This is a genomic window from Microbacterium stercoris, assembly GCF_017592545.1.
GTDB classification, from domain to species: Bacteria; Actinomycetota; Actinomycetes; order Actinomycetales; family Microbacteriaceae; genus Microbacterium; species Microbacterium stercoris.
In genome coordinates, this window is sequence record NZ_JAGFOA010000004.1 from 79,868 (window position 1) to 94,571 (window position 14,704).

Below are 14,704 nucleotides of genomic sequence, written 5' to 3' on the forward strand. Positions count from 1 at the left end.
CGCGCGGGCTGACGGGCGTCAGACCTCGACGACCTCGCCCAGCACGACGGTGCGGTTCAGCGGCAGGTTGAAGTGCTCGGCGGCGTCGACGGTGATCCGCGAGGTCGCGAGGAACAGCTTCTTTCGCCAGCTCGCCATGCGGGGCTTGCGCCCGGCGCGCAGCTCGATCTTCGACAGGTAGAAAACCGCCTCGTCGAGGTTCAGCCGGCCGCAAGCGGCCTTGGGCGAGACCAGTGAGAGCGCGCGCGGCACGTCCGTGACCTCCGCGTAGCCGAAGTTGATGGTGACATGCGTGATGCCGTCGGAGGGGTCTCCCAGATCGTCCACGACGATCCGGTGCGTGCTGGGCACCCGGGGCACCACGGCGATGTCGACCGAGACGATGACGATGCTCTCGTGGCGCACGTGGTTGTGGCGGATGTTGTCGCGAAGCGCCAGGGGCACGGTGGTCTTGCCGCGGTTGAGGAAGATCGCGGTGCCGGGTACGGTCGCGATCGCCTCGGGCCGGGCGTGGATGTCCGCGATGAAGTCGGCGAGGGAGCCCTCGATCCGGGTGCGCTTGTCGGTGACCACCTGACGACCCTTCTGCCAGGTGGTCATCACGACGAACGAGGTGAGCGCGATCGCGAGTGGCAGCCACGCGCCGTGGAGGATCTTCGTCAAGTTCGCGGCGAGGATCGTGACCTCGAACGCCAGGATCAGGATCGCCCCGCTCCACAGCAGCCATCGCGGTGCGCGCCAGGTGCGCGCAGCGACGTAGAAGAAGAGGATCGTGGTGATCGTGATGGTGCCGATCGCCGTCATTCCGTAGGCGTAGGCGAGCGCGGTCGACGACTGGAAGGTGAAGACGAGCACAAGCACGGCGCCGGCGAGGATCCAGTTCACCCACGGCACGTAGACCTGGCCGTAGGTGTCGTGGGAAGTGTGCAGGATGCGCAGACGCGGCAGGTAGCCGAGTTCGGCGGCCTGCGACGCGACCGAGAAGGCGCCCGAGATCACCGCCTGCGACGCGATCACGGTCGCCAGCGTCGCGAGCAGGATCATCGGGATCAGCGCCCACTCCGGGATCAGGAGGAAGAACGGAGAGGAGACGGCCGCCTCATCGTGAAGCACGAGCGCCCCCTGGCCGAAGTAGTTGAGGGTGACGGCAGGAAGCACCACGAGCATCCATGCGCGGCTGATGGGCTTGCGCCCGAAATGGCCCATATCGGCGTACAGCGCCTCGGCTCCCGTGAAGCAGAGCACGATCGCAGCCAGCGCGAAGAACGCGAACTCGAAGTGGCCGACGAGGAACGTGAACGCGTAGGTCGGCGAGAGAGCGGCGAGGATCGTCGGCTCGAGCGCGATGCCGCCGATGCCGCACGCCGCGATCGCGGCGAACCAGAGCAGGATGATCGGCCCGAACGCACGGCCGACGACGTGCGTGCCGAACTTCTGCGCGACGAACAGCACGATCAGCACCGCGGCGGCGATGGGGATGACCCAGCTCTCGAAGGCGGGATTGACCACGTTGAGGCCCTCGACGGCCGAGAGGACCGAGATGGCCGGGGTGATCACGCCGTCACCCAGGAACAGCGAGGCGCCGAAGATGCCCAGTGCGGCCAGGATCGCCATCGACCGCGCCTTGTGCGTCACCGCCCACGAGCGCACCAGAGTGATCAGGGCCATGATGCCGCCCTCGCCGTGGTTGTCGACCCGCATGGCGAGCGACACGTAGGTGAGCGTGACGACGATCATCAGCGACCAGAAGATGAGCGAGACGACGCCGTAGACGTTGTCGGGGGTGAGGGGGACCGGGTGCGGGTCGTCCGGATTGAACAGCGTCTGCAGCGTGTAGATGGGGCTGGTGCCGATGTCTCCGAACACGACGCCGAGAGCCCCGAGCACAAGGGCGATCCGGACCCGGTCCTTCGGGCCCGCGGTCGCGTGCGTCGTGGCCGTCTCGGTGCGTTCGAGCAGTTCTGTCACGTCGGATGACCGTACGCGCCGGATCAGAGGCCGCGTCCGGATCGCACGGAACCCACACGGTCGGCGGGGCCATCCTCACGGAATCCTCACGGGCGCGGCATCCGCGCTCGTGACCACGGGGAGGAAGTCGCGACACGCCCGTGAACAGCCGGTGAGCCCTTGACTACCGCGGATGCGGGCGTGCTGGTTTCATAGGCCTATGGCGATCGAACACGACTTCTTCGGACTTCTGGAGTCCGGCCCGGACGGCTCGATCTTCTGGTCGGAGAACGTCGACCTGGGCGACCAGAACGTGACGGTCGATCTGACGGCCCCCGACCAGGAGGACGTCTCCACCGCGGCCCTGGACGCGGCCGCGGCGATGGTCTCAGCGCTTGAGGAGCTCGACCGGCGCGCGCGCGAGGCGATGCTCGCGGAGGTGGACAACCGCGCGAGCGAGGTGACCGAGTACATCCTCATGCAGCAGGAGACACTGGGTGACGAACTCGAGGACTTCCTCGTCGACATCAGCACCGAGCCGGCCGTCGACATCATCCGCTCGCTGCAGCTCATGAGCATGACGATCCTCGCCGACGAGCACGGGGGCACGGATCCGTTCGCGGTGCTCGAGTATGCGCTCGACCCGGACGCGGCCGACGACGTGCTGCTCGTGAATCTCTCCTCCGAGGGCGCTGTGCTCGGAGTCACCAGCGCGGACTGACGCGCGCTAATCCGCGGGCAGCGCCGCCCCAGCCGCGATCAGCTCGCGGGTGAAGGCATGCTGCGGATCGGCGAACACCTGCTCGGTCGCGCCGTGCTCGACGACCCGCCCGTGACGCATGACTGCGACCCGATCGCTCACGCGGCGCACCACGGCGAGATCATGCGAGATGAGGACGATCGTGAGCCCTTCGCGCCGCTGCAGGTCGAGCAGCAGTTCGAGGATGCCGGCCTGGGTGGTCACATCGAGAGCCGAGACCGGTTCGTCGCACACGAGCACATCGGGTCGAGCGGCCAGCGCCCGGGCGAGCGCCACCCTCTGGCGCTGACCGCCCGAGAGCGAGGCCGGGCGGCGACGGAGGAGAACCGGGTCCAGTCCGACACGAGCGAGAAGCTCGCCCGGCGACAGAGCGTCGTCGCGGCGCGCGTGGCGGAGGATGCGCCCGACGGTGTGGCGCGGATCGAACGCGCCCAGCGGATCCTGCGGGATGAGCCGGATCCGCGGATCGCCGTGACGCGCGATCGTGCCGGCATCGGGGCGCTCCAGGCCGATCAGCAGACGCGCGAGAGTCGACTTGCCGGAACCGGACTCGCCGACGACTCCGAGCACCTCGCCGTCGCGGACGGTGACGTCGACGTCGTCGACCGCGCGGATCCCGCCGCCGGGACCGGGGTACCGGCGGGTGAGGCCGATGCCCTCCAGGACGGTCGCCCCGCCGCTCGACGGCTCTGGCTTCGGACCGCGCGGCACGGCCGCCAGGAGCGCCCGCGTGACGGGGTGCGAAGGCGCCTCGAAGACACGCGCGGCGGGACCGTGCTCGATGATCCTGCCTCCGTCGAGCACGGCCACCCGGTCGGCGATCCGCGAGACGGCAGCGAGGTCGTGCGTGATCAGGAGGAGGCCCGTGCCCTCGCTGCGCAGCCGGCCGAGCAGGTCGAGGACCCGTACGGCCGTGGTGGCGTCCAGGGCGGTGGTGGGCTCGTCGGCCACGATGAGGGGCGCGCCGCCGACGATCGCGGAGGCGATCAGCGCACGCTGGCGCATGCCGCCGGAGAGATCGCCCGGGCGCTGGCGCAGACGCGCGGCCGCTTCCGGGCGTTCGGGGCCACCGAGGGGGAGACCCGCGGCGTCGAGCGCGTCGAGCACGCGGGAGCGGCGTTCGGCGCGGGGCACGCCGTGGATGGCGAGCGTCTCGCCGACCTCGGCCCCGATGGTGCGCAGCGGATCGAGCGACTGGAGGGCGTCCTGCAGGACGAGGGAGACCGAGCGGCCCCGCAGGGTGCGCCAGGAGCGTTCGGGCAGCCCGAGCGCCGAACGGTGACCGATCTCGAACGTGTCCGCCTCGACCTGGAAGCCCTCGCGCTGCGACAGTCCGAGGATCGTGCGGGCCAGCACCGACTTGCCGGCTCCCGATTCGCCGACGATCGCGAGGCATTCGCCCGGTGCGACGTCGAGATCGATGCCCCGCAGCACCTCGGTGCCGCGAATGGCGACCCGCAGGTCGCGCAGCGCGAGCAGCGTCGGGGGGAGCTGCGCGTTCATCATCCGACCTCCCTTCCGGCGGTGGACGCACGGCGGCCGAGCACCGTGAGCACGGTGGCGGTCGCGACGATCACCAGTCCCGGCATCACGGTCATCCACCACGCGGTGGAGATGTACACGCGCCCGGCATTGAGCATGGCCCCCCACTCGGGAGAGGGAGGGAGCGCGCCGAGGCCGAGGAAGCTCAGCGCCGCGACCCAGACGATCGCCTGCCCGACTCCGAGCGTGGCCGTGGCGACGAGCGGCCAGAGGGTGTTGGGTGCGATGTGCCGGGCGAACACCGTCAGCGGCCCCGCCCCCTCGTGACGCGCGTAGCGGACGTAGTCGCTGCGGGCGACGCCTCGCACGCGCGAACGCAGGATCCTCGCGTAGCCGGGGGCCGTGGCGACGCCGATCGCGAGGATCGATGCCTGCGTGCCCGGTCCCATCACGGCCACCAGCAGGAGCGCGAGCACAAGCGTGGGCAGCGCGAAGAGCACCTCGACGACGCGGGCGATCGCCGCATCGAGCCACCGGGGGCCGAGGGCGCCCGCGAAGCCGAGCACAAGACCCGCGCCGACGCCGATGCCGGTCGCGGCCAGACCGATCCCCGCCGACGCGGCCGCGCCGTGCACCACGCGGGTGAAGAGGTCACGGCCCGACTCGTCGGTGCCGAAGGGGTGGTTCCACGAGGGTGCGCGGAAGGCCTCCGCCGGCGCGATCGCGAGCGGATCGCCCGGTGCCAGCACGGCCGGGGCCACGACGGCGATCAGGATCAGCACCAGCCCGGTCGCCGCGACGATGCCGCCTGCGCCCAGTCGCCGGAGGACGATCACGATCCCACCGCCAGTTCGGGAGCGCGCTCGGGCGCTGCCCGCACCGTTCGCAGTCGCGGATCGATGAGCAGCTCGACGGCATCGACGACCGTGACCACCACGATGTACAGGACCGACACGACCACCACCGCGCCGATGACCACGGGCACATCCCGCGTGAGCGCGGCATCCAGCAGCAGACGGCCAAGGCCCGGACGCGCGAACAGCGACTCGACGACCACCGCGCCGCTGAGGAGGTGCCCGAAGGCCCATCCCGACAGCGACAGGGCGGGCAGGCTCGCGTGCCGGAGGGTGTGCGTGAGCAGCACCCGGGGCTCGCTCGCCCCGCGCGATCGCGCGGTGACGGCGAAGGGCGCGGCGTCGGCCTCGCCCAGAGCATCGCGGGAGAGCTGGGCGAGGAAGCCCGCGATCGGGATGGCTAGCGTGACGACCGGAAGAACCAGACCCGCGGGATCCGATCCGCTGCTGGTGGCGGGCAGCACCCGCAGCGACGCCGCGAAGACCAGGATGAGCACGGCGCCGAGCCAGAACTGCGGCATGACCGTGGCGACGAGCTCGAGCCCGCGGAGCGCAGAGACGGCAGCGCGGCCGATCCTGCCGCGTGCCGTCGCCGCGATCGTCGACCCCACGAGAGCGAGCATCCACGCGAGCAGCAGGGCGAGCGCGGCGAGCTGCAGGGTGCCCGGCAGCTGCCCCCCGATCATCTGCGCGACCGGCTGGTGGCGTGCGTAGGAGTCGCCCAGCTGGAAGGTGGCGACCCGCCACAGCTGGGTGGCGTACTGCACGAGGAGGGGGTCGTCGAGCCCGTAGGCCTCGCGAGCGGCGGCGACCGCCTCGGGGCCCGCCTGGGAGCCCGGTCCGCCCATGATCGCCTCGAGCGGATCTCCCGACGCGCGCAGCGCGAAGAAGACGACCGTCGCGACGATCAGCACAACAAGCGCCGCGGATCCGGCCCGTCTCGCGACCCACGCGAGGACGGACCGGATCGGATCAGCCGGCGATCCGCGCATCGACGAACGTGGGGGTCGCCACCGTGTCGAGCGTGTCGACGCCGGTCACGCCGCGAACCAGGAAGTGGTTCTGCTGGTCGTACAGGGGCAGCACCGTGAAGCTCTCGAGCACCCGCTGCTGGGCCTGCGCGTAGAGGTCGGCGCGGGCATCGTCGTCGATCGTGGCCGAGGCCTCGTCGAGCAGCGCATCGAGCTCGGGGTCGGCGAGCTGGGCATGGTTGGCGAAGTATCCCGACGGCGCCGGGACGATCGCATCGGAGTGGTACAGGACCCGCAGCACTTCGGCGCCGACGCGGGTATAGGGCGCGCTGACCGCCTCGTAGGCGCCCTCACCCAGCACGCCGTACCAGGTGCCGAGATCGACGGGCGAGAGCTGCACGTCGAAGCCGACGGCCGCCTCGTTCGCCTGGATCTGCTCGAACAGCGACTGCTCTGCCGCGACCGACTGGTTCGTGCTGACGGGGAAGCGCACCGTGAGACGCTTGCCGTCCTTCATGCGCACGCCGTCGGCGTCCTTCTCGGTCCAGCCGGCCTCGTCGAGCAGCGCGTTGGCGGCATCCGTGTCGGTTGCGAACAGCGATTCGTCCGATACCGCCATCGGCTCGGAGGAGCCGAGCGGCGAGTAGGAGCGCTTCGCCGTGCCGAGGTAGAGCGACTCGATGCCCGGGTTCGGGTCGGCGGCGCGGATGAACGCCTCGCGCACGCGGATGTCGTCGAAGGGGGCCTGGCCGGCGTTCAGCTCGATGCGGTTGACGGATCCGGGCCGGGGCGCGTCGAGGTGTTCGATCTCGTCGCCCGCCTGGGCGGCCACGATGTCGGAGGGGAGCGGGTTGTCGATGACATGCACCTCGCCGGAGGTGAGGGCGGCCTGACGCGTGGCGGCATCGGGGATGAAGCGCCAGACGAGCTCGTCGAGGTGTGCAGCTCCCGTGTTCTCGAACTGTGCCGACGGGGTGCGGTAATCGTCGTTGCGAAGCATCGTGACCTGCTGCTGGGGCACCCACTCGTCGACGACGAACGGCCCGGTGCCCACCGGCGCGGCGCAGTTCTCGTCCATCCCGCGCGCGATGCCCGCGGGGGACTCGATCGCCGTCCAGGGCATGCTCAGCGACTCGAGCAGCGCCGAATCGGGCTCGGACAGGTGGAAGCGCGCGTGCGTCGCGTCGACGACCTCGACCTCGGCCACCTTCGACACGGCGAGGTAGCCCGTGGAGGACATCGTGTCGGGGTTCTGGAGGTGCTCGATGTTGGCCTTGACGGCCTCCGCGTCCAGCGGCGTGCCGTCCGTGAAGACGACGTCGCTGCGGAGCGTGAAGTCCCACGTCAATCCGTCCGCCGAGACCGTCCAGTCCTCGGCCAGCCACGGCGTGATGGTGCCGTCGGCGTCACGGCCCACGAGGGGCTCGAGGTACTGCGTGCTGATCAGCGCCTGCGGGTAGTTGCCGCCGACGTGCGGGTCGAGGCAGGTGGGCTCGGCATCTCCCGTGGCGTAGACGAGGGTGCCGCCCTCCTGGGGGTCGTCAGACGGTGCGGCGTCGCCCGAGGCGGGCGCGCAGGCGGCTGCCATGACGGCAACGGTCGCGGTGAGGAGAAGCGCGGGGAGGGCACGGCGAAGCATGGTCACCTTCGTGAGGTCTGCGGGGTGGGTCCGGGATTCCGGACCGAGTCCAAGATTACGCGCTGACGAGGGGGCGGGCGCCGACTACCCGGGTGGTCTTGTCCCCCATTCAGGGGACATTTAGGTGAGTAAGCCATATTCTGGTTTTATGACCGAGACCACCCCGACCATCGACGGCGTCGCCGTCCTGGTCGGCGCCGTCCAGGAGCTCGCACTGGCGACCTCGCTCGACGACGTGGTCCGGATCGTCCGCATCGCCGCGCGGGAGCTCACGGGCGCCGACGGCGCCACCTTCGTCCTGCGCGACGGCGACAAGTGCTTCTACGTCGAAGAGAACGCGATCGAGCCGCTCTGGCGCGGCCAGCGCTTCCCGCTCGAGGCCTGCATCAGCGGCTGGTCGATGCTCAGCAAGTCGGTCGCGGTCATCCCCGACATCTACGCCGACGATCGCATCCCGCACGACGCGTACCGGCCCACCTTCGTGAAGAGCCTCGTGATGGTGCCGATCCGCTCGGTCGACCCGATCGGTGCGATCGGCAACTACTGGGCCGAGGAGCACCACGCCACCGAGGGGGAGGTGCGTCTGCTGCAGGCACTCGCCGACTCGACATCGGTCGCGATGGCCCACGTGAACATCCGCGCCGAACTCGAGGCGCGCGTTCGTGTGGAGAGCGAGCTCACCCGTCTCTCCAGCACGGATGAGCTCACGGGGCTGCTGAATCGCCGGGGCTTCTGGGAACATGCGGGTCCCGCCCTCGGCGACGGCGACACGGCGCGACGTCCGGCGGTGATGGCGTTCGTCGACATGGACGGGCTGAAGCGCACGAACGATACCCGGGGCCACGCCGCGGGGGACGAGGCCATCCGCGCCGTCGGGCGGGCTCTGGATCTGATCGCCCGGCCCGGGGACGTCGTGTCCCGGTTCGGCGGGGACGAGTTCGCGGCGATCTACGTCGAGCCCGGCATCGAGCTCGAACAGCTGCGCCGACGCATCCTCGACGAGATCTCCTCCCACGGCGTCGCGGCGAGCGTCGGGCTGTACGAGGTGGCCCCCGGAGACGTGATCGCGGTCGACGCTCTGCTGGCCCGTGCGGACGCCCTGATGTACGTCGAGAAGAACCGCAGCAGGGGAGTCGCGCCGGAGGGCGTGCGCCCGCCCGTCAGCCGCGCCTGATCGCGGGCCTCTGCCGCGGCGCGGAGGCGATTCGCCTCGGGCAGAATCGTGTGGTGACCCTCCGCATCGCCGCCGTGCAGGCCGAATCCGTCCCCGGGAACTTCAGCGCGAACATCACGTCCGCTGCTCGCTGGGTGCGCGCGGCCTCCGTGCAAGGGGCGCGCCTCGTCGTGTTCCCGGAGGCGTTCGTCACGGGTTACGACGAGGGGGTCTTCGCCGCCGGGTCGACCGAGTTCGACTTCGCTCCGCTGCAATCGGCGATCGACGAGACCGGGGCCGTGGCGGTCGTGAACACGCCTCTCGACGGGCGCCTCGCGAGCCTCGTCTTCGCCCCCGGGGCGGCGCCGGTGCCGGCGTACGCGAAGCAGCACCTCCACGCCAGCGAGCGCACCCACTTCTCACCGGGCGAGGGCGGCGCCACGATCGACATCGACGGCGTGCCGGTGGCGCTGTCGGTCTGCTACGACGCCAACTTCCCCGAGCACGCCGCTGCCGCTGCGGCGGACGGCGCCCTCGTCTACGTCAACAGCGGGGCCTACTTCCCGGGCGGGGAGGCGCGCCGCGACCTGCACTACGCCGCCCGAGCGCTCGACAACGGCCTGTACGTGGTCTTCGCCGGCCTCGTCGGAGCACCTCATGACTTCATCGGCGGCTCTGCCGTCTTCGATCCGGTCGGCAGGCGCATCGCCACGGCCGACGCGCGCGAAGGTCTTGCGATCGCCGACGTGGATCCCGCTGTCATCGCCGAGACGCGCGATGCCCAGCGCATGTGGGCGGACCGCCGCGCGACGCTGGGGGAGCGGACCCGTACGCTGATCGCATGACCTCCTCGCGCGCCGGCCGCCCCAAGGCCTCGTCGCGCGAGGTGCTGGCCGAAGCCGCAAGCGAGCTGTTCCTCGAGAAGGGCTACGAGGCGACGTCGATCGCCGAGATCGCCGCCCGCGCGGGCGTGAGCCGGTCGAGCTTCTTCAACTACGCCACGTCGAAGGGCGCACTGCTGTGGGGTGGGCTCGACGAGCGCCTCGACCGCCTCGAACAGGACCTGGAGCGGGAGCGCCCTTCGGTCGCCGCGCGGCGCATCGTCGAGGGCTTCGCGCCGGACGCGCTCGCGCTGGCCTTCGCGAACGCCGACGCGATGGGCGTCGCCTCCGAGCTCGACCGCGAGGCGGCGCTGCGCCGCGCTCGAATCGGCCGAGCAGTGGCGCGCGCACTCCGACGCGGCGGCTGCGACGCGCTCACCGCCGACGTGGCGGGTGCGGCCTACGGCGGTGCGGTCATCGCGGCCATCGAACGCTGGGCGCTGTCGGGTCCTGGGTGCAGCGACCTGGCGGCGACTCTCGATGGGGCACTCGCCGCGATCGCGCGCATCCCCCTCGACTGAGCCTCGCGTCATCCCGGCCGTGCTCACACGGCCTGGAGGAATCCGCCCTCCGCATCGGCGGCGATGTGCGCCAGGTGCGCCGGGATCTCGCGACCCTTGGATGTCATCGACTGGGCCCAGAGCCGTCCCGCGCGGTAGGAAGAGCGCACCAGAGGACCGGCCAGCACGCCCAGGAAGCCGATGCGCTCCGCCTCGGCCTTGAAGGCGACGAACTCGTCGGGCTTCACCCAGCGGGCGACCGGGAGGTGGCGCGGCGTCGGACGCAGGTACTGCGTGATGGTGATGATGTCGCAGCCGGCGTCGTGCAGATCCTGCAGCGCCTCGATGACCTCTTGCGGTTCCTCGCCCATGCCGAGGATCAGGTTCGACTTGGTGATGAGGCCGGCGTCCCGGCCCTGCGTCAGCACGGACAGCGAGCGCTCGTACTGGAAGGCCGGGCGGATGCGCTTGAAGATGCGAGGGACGGTCTCGACGTTGTGCGCGAAGACCTCGGGGCGCGCTTCGAAGATCTGGCCCAGGAAGGCGGGGTCGGCGTTGTGCTCGTTGGCGAGCAGCTCGACGCCCGTGTTCGGGTTGAGCTCGTGGATCCTGCGCACGGTCTCCGCGTTCAGCCACGCCCCGGTGTCGGGCAGGTCGTCGCGCGCGACCGAGGTCACGGTGGCGTAGCGCAGTCCCATCGTCCGCACCGACTCCGCGACGCGGCGCGGCTCGTCCGTGTCGTAGTCGGCGGGCTTGCCGGTGTCGATCTGGCAGAAGTCGCAGCGGCGCGTGCACTGGGAGCCGCCGATGAGGAAGGTGGCCTCGCGGTCCTCCCAGCACTCGTAGATGTTCGGGCAGCCGGCCTCCTGGCACACCGTGTGCAGCCCCTCGCCCTTCACGAGCTGCTTGACCGCGGTGTACTCGGGACCGGTCTTGGCGGTGGTCCGGATCCATTCGGGTTTGCGCTCGATCGGAGTCTCGGCGTTGCGCACCTCGAGCCGCAGCATCCGCCGTCCGTTCGGAGTGGTCGCGGGGGTGGACGTCGTGGGCGCGCCGCAGGAGCTCACGCGGCCACCTCCTTCGCGAAGGCCGCGGTCATCTCGGCGGAGATCGGATCCAGGATGTCGGCGGGGGAGACCCGCTCGTCGAGAACGTCGGTGACGGTGGTGACGCCGGCATCCGAGATGCCGCAGGGCACGATGCCTCCGAAGCCCTCGAGGGAGTTGTCGCAGTTCACCGCGAAGCCGTGCATGGTCACCCCGCCGGCGACCCGCACGCCGATGGCGGCGATCTTGGCGGGGGAGGCGCCCTCGCGTTCGATCCACACGCCGCTGCGGCCCTCGACCTGCGTGCCCGCGACGCCGATCTCATCCAGCGCCGTGATGAGCGCGCGCTCGAGCCGCCGCACATGGCCGACGACGTCGCTCGGATCGCCGAGCCTCACGATCGGATACCCGATCAGCTGTCCGGGGCCGTGCCAGGTGATCCGCCCCCCGCGGTCGACCTCGATCACGGGGGTGCCGTCGACGGGACGATCCTCCGGCTGCGTGCGCTTGCCGGCGGTGTAGACGGGCTCGTGCTCGAGAAGCAGCAGGGTGTCGGGTCGCTCTCCCGCTCGGACAGCGGCGTGCACCTCTCGCTGCAGATCCCAGCCTGCGAGGTAGGGGACGTAGTCCGGCGCGAGGCCGACCTGGACGATGTCGAGCATGGGGGCCCTTCGGATCCGATGCGTGAGTTCTTGGATTGCGTCCAAGAATAGACACACCCGCGATGATTCGGTGTCGAAGCATCGGGCGGGCCGGCATTCACGGCGGCCCTGCGTCGCCCCGCGAGTCCCGCACCTCCTTCGACGCGAGGCTGGCGGCGGGGCCGGCACTCACGCAGGTCGGCATCCCGAGCACGTCATTTGCAAGGCCAGACACGGATTAGCGCCACGCCCCCCAGGTGACCGTGCCGGTTCCGCTGTCCGGTCGATAAGATCGGCCTACGTCCAAGAAGGGGAGCGTCGTGCCGCAAGATACTTCGGGAATAGACAAGCGCGTAAGCCGCACATCAGGCACGTACTTGTTGAGTTCGATCACCGCCACCGTCACAATCCTTTTCGTCGGAGGCGTTACGTACCTCGCGACGCGCGAGTTGCAACTCGCGCTTGCCGTAGGGGTCCTGGTAGGAGTATTCACATCGACCGTGGTAACAGTTTGGTCACGAACTTCGCGGGCGCGAAAGATGAATCGACCGGCTGACTAGTAGTGTCGTGCCTCGAATGTCACCGATGACGGTGAATGTCAACGACGACGGCGAATGAGAAGGAGAAAGTATGTCAGCGACGACGAAACTTAAGACCCGCACGAAGGTGATGGTTTCGCTTCTCGCGAGCGCGCTTGCACTGGGGGCTTTGGCCCCCGTCGTTCAGTCGACTCCGGCAGAGGCCGCGTGTAAGCCAGTCGCGCGGACTACCAACAAGGTAATTGTTGGAAATCTGTACACCTACATGAATCTCAACGCCTGCGCGGCCAAAAAGCTTTACACGTCGGCAGGAAATCAGTCCGCCAAGCTCATCCTTCCCAGCCTCGCAGCAGGCTGGATTCCTGGAACTGCCGGAAAGCTGATCGGTTCGTATCTCGGGTCCCAAGCAGGCGTCCTCTGGCTCACTCAGAAGAAGCTGACGACATGTACGAAGAATTTCACGGTGAGCGCTCAGATTGTCTTCTCGCGTGGAGTGCCCACGGCGTGCAGCGTTCTCACGCGAGCGCACCGTGACGGAGGCGGCTACTTCTGAGTAAGTCCCACTCTGGACTCGAAGGAGACGCTTTCGCGCCGGGTCGCGGCGGCCCGCGCCTGACGCCTCCTTCCGCACGACGCCCGGCCGGGCACGCGAACCCGGCCGGGCGCCGCCACGCGCGCACGTAGAATCGGAGGATCATGGCTACCTTCGGCACGCTCTCCGACCGGCTCACAGAGACCTTCCGCAACCTCCGCACCAAGGGCAAGCTGTCGCCCGCGGATGTCGACGGCACCGTCCGCGAGATCCGTCGCGCGCTGCTCGACGCCGATGTCGCGCTGCAGGTGGTCAAGGACTTCACCGCGAAGGTGCGCGAGCGCGCGCTCGGCGACGAGGTCAACAAGGCCCTGAACCCGGCACAGCAGGTCGTGCAGATCGTCAACGAGGAGCTCGTCGCGATCCTCGGAGGCGAGCAGCGCCGCCTCCAGTTCGCCAAGAACCCGCCGACGGTCATCATGCTCGCGGGTCTCCAGGGCTCCGGTAAGACCACCTTCGCCGGAAAGCTCGCGCGTCAGCTGGAGAAGGACGGCCACACCCCGCTGCTCGTCGCCGCCGATCTGCAGCGCCCCAATGCCGTGAACCAGCTGCAGGTCGTCGCCGAGCGCGCGGGCGCCGCGATCTACGCCCCCGAGCCGGGCAACGGCGTCGGCGACCCCGTGCAGGTGTCGCGCGCGGGTGTCGAGTACGCCCGGCAGAAGCAGCACGACATCGTCATCATCGACACCGCCGGCCGCCTCGGCGTCGACGCCGAGCTCATGAAGCAGGCCTCCGACATCCGCAAGGCGACGAATCCCGACGAGGTGCTCTTCGTCATCGACGCGATGATCGGCCAGGACGCCGTCAACACGGCGAAGGCGTTCCAGGACGGCGTCGACTTCACGGGTGTGGTGCTGTCGAAGCTCGACGGCGACGCCCGCGGTGGCGCGGCGCTCTCGGTGGCCTCGGTCACCGGTCGCCCGATCATCTTCGCGTCGACCGGTGAGAACCTCGAGGACCTCGAGCCGTTCCACCCCGATCGCATGGCGTCGCGCATCCTCGACCTCGGTGACATCCTCACCCTGATCGAGCAGGCGCAGCAGGCCTTCGACGAGGAGGAGGCGCGCAAGGTCGCCGAGAAGTTCGCGACCGACCAGTTCACGCTCGAGGACTTCCTGGCCCAGATGCAGCAGCTCAAGAAGATGGGCTCGATGAAGAAGATGCTCGGCATGCTGCCGGGCATGGGCCAGATGAAGCAGCAGCTCGATGACTTCGACGAACGCGAGATCGACCGCACCGAGGCGATCATCCGCTCGATGACGCCCGCCGAGCGCCGCAACACCAAGCTTCTCAACGGCTCGCGCCGCGCGCGCATCGCGCGGGGTTCGGGCATGACCGTGACCGACGTGAACCAGCTCGTCAATCGCTTCGAGCAGGCCGCGAAGATGATGAAGACGGTGGCCCGCGGTGGCACGCCGAACATCCCCGGCATGGGCGCGGTGCCCGGAATGGGACGCCCGGGCGCCTCGGCCAAGCGCGGCAAGCAGCAGAAGAAGGGCGGCTCGCGTTCGGGCAACCCGGCCAAGCGCGCCGCCGAGAACGCGGGCATCGCCGCCGCTCAGCCGGCCACGGGGTCGGGCTTCGGACTCGGGGCCGGCGCCCCGCAGCCCACCGAGGCCGACCTGGCAGAGATCCAGAAGCTGTTCGGGGGCGGTCGCTGAGCGATCCCTGAGACGCAGAACGGCCCCGGGGGATACCC

13 protein-coding genes are annotated in these 14,704 nt (G+C 69.8%); 6 read left to right on the top strand and 7 right to left on the bottom strand.

Annotated elements, in window-relative coordinates:
- Positions 1-18: 18 nt before the first annotated feature.
- Positions 19-1,968: a potassium transporter Kup gene (locus tag J5V96_RS10535; protein ID WP_307793588.1), complete on the bottom strand. Its 1,950-nt coding sequence runs from the start codon at positions 1,966-1,968 to the stop codon at positions 19-21.
- A gap of 199 nt (positions 1,969-2,167) precedes the next feature.
- Between J5V96_RS10535 and J5V96_RS10540 the strand changes: the two genes are divergently transcribed.
- Positions 2,168-2,668, top strand: coding sequence for a DUF2004 domain-containing protein (locus J5V96_RS10540; RefSeq protein WP_208503578.1), 501 nt, complete (start codon positions 2,168-2,170; stop codon positions 2,666-2,668).
- A 6-nt stretch (positions 2,669-2,674) separates the two neighbouring features.
- Here the strand turns inward: J5V96_RS10540 and J5V96_RS10545 are convergent, their stop codons facing one another.
- From J5V96_RS10545 to J5V96_RS10555, 4 genes are read right to left on the bottom strand one after another with little or no spacing between them, the layout of a single operon-like run.
- Positions 2,675-4,210: an ATP-binding cassette domain-containing protein gene (locus tag J5V96_RS10545; RefSeq protein WP_208503580.1), complete on the bottom strand. Its 1,536-nt coding sequence runs from the start codon at positions 4,208-4,210 to the stop codon at positions 2,675-2,677.
- Positions 4,210-5,025 carry an ABC transporter permease gene (locus tag J5V96_RS10550; RefSeq protein WP_307793589.1) on the bottom strand — a complete coding sequence of 272 codons (816 nt, stop codon included), beginning with the start codon at positions 5,023-5,025 and terminating at the stop codon, positions 4,210-4,212. Before J5V96_RS10550 ends, J5V96_RS10545 begins: the two co-directional genes overlap by 1 nt.
- Positions 5,022-6,035, bottom strand: coding sequence for an ABC transporter permease (locus J5V96_RS17050; RefSeq protein WP_236014743.1), 1,014 nt, complete (start codon positions 6,033-6,035; stop codon positions 5,022-5,024). The genes J5V96_RS10550 and J5V96_RS17050 overlap by 4 nt, the downstream gene beginning before the upstream one ends.
- A complete protein-coding gene (locus tag J5V96_RS10555; RefSeq protein WP_236014744.1) occupies positions 6,016-7,602 on the bottom strand; it encodes an ABC transporter substrate-binding protein in 1,587 nt (528 codons plus the stop codon). Before J5V96_RS10555 ends, J5V96_RS17050 begins: the two co-directional genes overlap by 20 nt.
- A 199-nt stretch (positions 7,603-7,801) precedes the next feature.
- Here J5V96_RS10555 and J5V96_RS10560 point away from each other — a divergent pair, with 199 nt between their 5' ends.
- The 3 genes from J5V96_RS10560 to J5V96_RS10570 are packed head-to-tail and all read left to right on the top strand — an operon-like array spanning position 7,802 to position 10,208.
- A complete protein-coding gene (locus J5V96_RS10560; protein WP_208503586.1) occupies positions 7,802-8,827 on the top strand; it encodes a GGDEF domain-containing protein in 1,026 nt (341 codons plus the stop codon).
- A 53-nt stretch (positions 8,828-8,880) separates the two neighbouring features.
- Positions 8,881-9,651 carry a carbon-nitrogen hydrolase family protein gene (locus J5V96_RS10565; RefSeq protein ID WP_208503588.1) on the top strand — a complete coding sequence of 257 codons (771 nt, stop codon included), beginning with the start codon at positions 8,881-8,883 and terminating at the stop codon, positions 9,649-9,651.
- Entirely contained in the window at positions 9,648-10,208 is a 561-nt protein-coding gene (locus tag J5V96_RS10570) for a TetR/AcrR family transcriptional regulator (protein WP_208503590.1), read from the top strand. Before J5V96_RS10565 ends, J5V96_RS10570 begins: the two co-directional genes overlap by 4 nt.
- A 23-nt stretch (positions 10,209-10,231) precedes the next feature.
- Here the strand turns inward: J5V96_RS10570 and lipA are convergent, their stop codons facing one another.
- Both lipA and lipB read right to left on the bottom strand, forming a co-directional pair.
- Positions 10,232-11,194 (bottom strand): lipoyl synthase, encoded by a 963-nt coding sequence (lipA, locus tag J5V96_RS10575; RefSeq protein WP_208504200.1) that lies wholly within the window; start codon positions 11,192-11,194, stop codon positions 10,232-10,234.
- Positions 11,195-11,250: 56 nt separating this feature from the next.
- Complete coding sequence (gene lipB, locus J5V96_RS10580) at positions 11,251-11,895, bottom strand: lipoyl(octanoyl) transferase LipB (RefSeq protein WP_208503592.1); 645 nt, start codon at positions 11,893-11,895, stop codon at positions 11,251-11,253.
- A 609-nt stretch (positions 11,896-12,504) separates the two neighbouring features.
- Between lipB and J5V96_RS10585 the strand changes: the two genes are divergently transcribed.
- On the top strand, positions 12,505-12,966 hold the full coding sequence (locus J5V96_RS10585; protein WP_208503595.1) for a hypothetical protein: 462 nt from the start codon (positions 12,505-12,507) through the stop codon (positions 12,964-12,966).
- Positions 12,967-13,109: 143 nt separating this feature from the next.
- Entirely contained in the window at positions 13,110-14,666 is a 1,557-nt protein-coding gene (gene ffh / locus J5V96_RS10590; protein WP_208503597.1) for a signal recognition particle protein, read from the top strand.
- Positions 14,667-14,704: the final 38 nt, after the last annotated feature.

What these genes read in the sequence shown, in the direction of transcription:
- lipB (WP_208503592.1), bottom strand. Translation starts at nt 11,895, where the DNA reads ATGCTCGACATCGTCCAGGTCGGCCTCGCGCCGGACTACGTCCCCTAC.
- J5V96_RS17050 (WP_236014743.1), bottom strand. Translation starts at nt 6,035, where the DNA reads ATGCGCGGATCGCCGGCTGATCCGATCCGGTCCGTCCTCGCGTGGGTC.
- ffh (WP_208503597.1), top strand. Translation starts at nt 13,110, where the DNA reads ATGGCTACCTTCGGCACGCTCTCCGACCGGCTCACAGAGACCTTCCGC.
- J5V96_RS10545 (WP_208503580.1), bottom strand. Translation starts at nt 4,210, where the DNA reads ATGAACGCGCAGCTCCCCCCGACGCTGCTCGCGCTGCGCGACCTGCGG.
- lipA (WP_208504200.1), bottom strand. Translation starts at nt 11,194, where the DNA reads ATGCTGCGGCTCGAGGTGCGCAACGCCGAGACTCCGATCGAGCGCAAA.
- J5V96_RS10540 (WP_208503578.1), top strand. Translation starts at nt 2,168, where the DNA reads ATGGCGATCGAACACGACTTCTTCGGACTTCTGGAGTCCGGCCCGGAC.
- J5V96_RS10560 (WP_208503586.1), top strand. Translation starts at nt 7,802, where the DNA reads ATGACCGAGACCACCCCGACCATCGACGGCGTCGCCGTCCTGGTCGGC.
- J5V96_RS10570 (WP_208503590.1), top strand. Translation starts at nt 9,648, where the DNA reads ATGACCTCCTCGCGCGCCGGCCGCCCCAAGGCCTCGTCGCGCGAGGTG.
- J5V96_RS10585 (WP_208503595.1), top strand. Translation starts at nt 12,505, where the DNA reads ATGTCAGCGACGACGAAACTTAAGACCCGCACGAAGGTGATGGTTTCG.
- J5V96_RS10555 (WP_236014744.1), bottom strand. Translation starts at nt 7,602, where the DNA reads ATGGCAGCCGCCTGCGCGCCCGCCTCGGGCGACGCCGCACCGTCTGAC.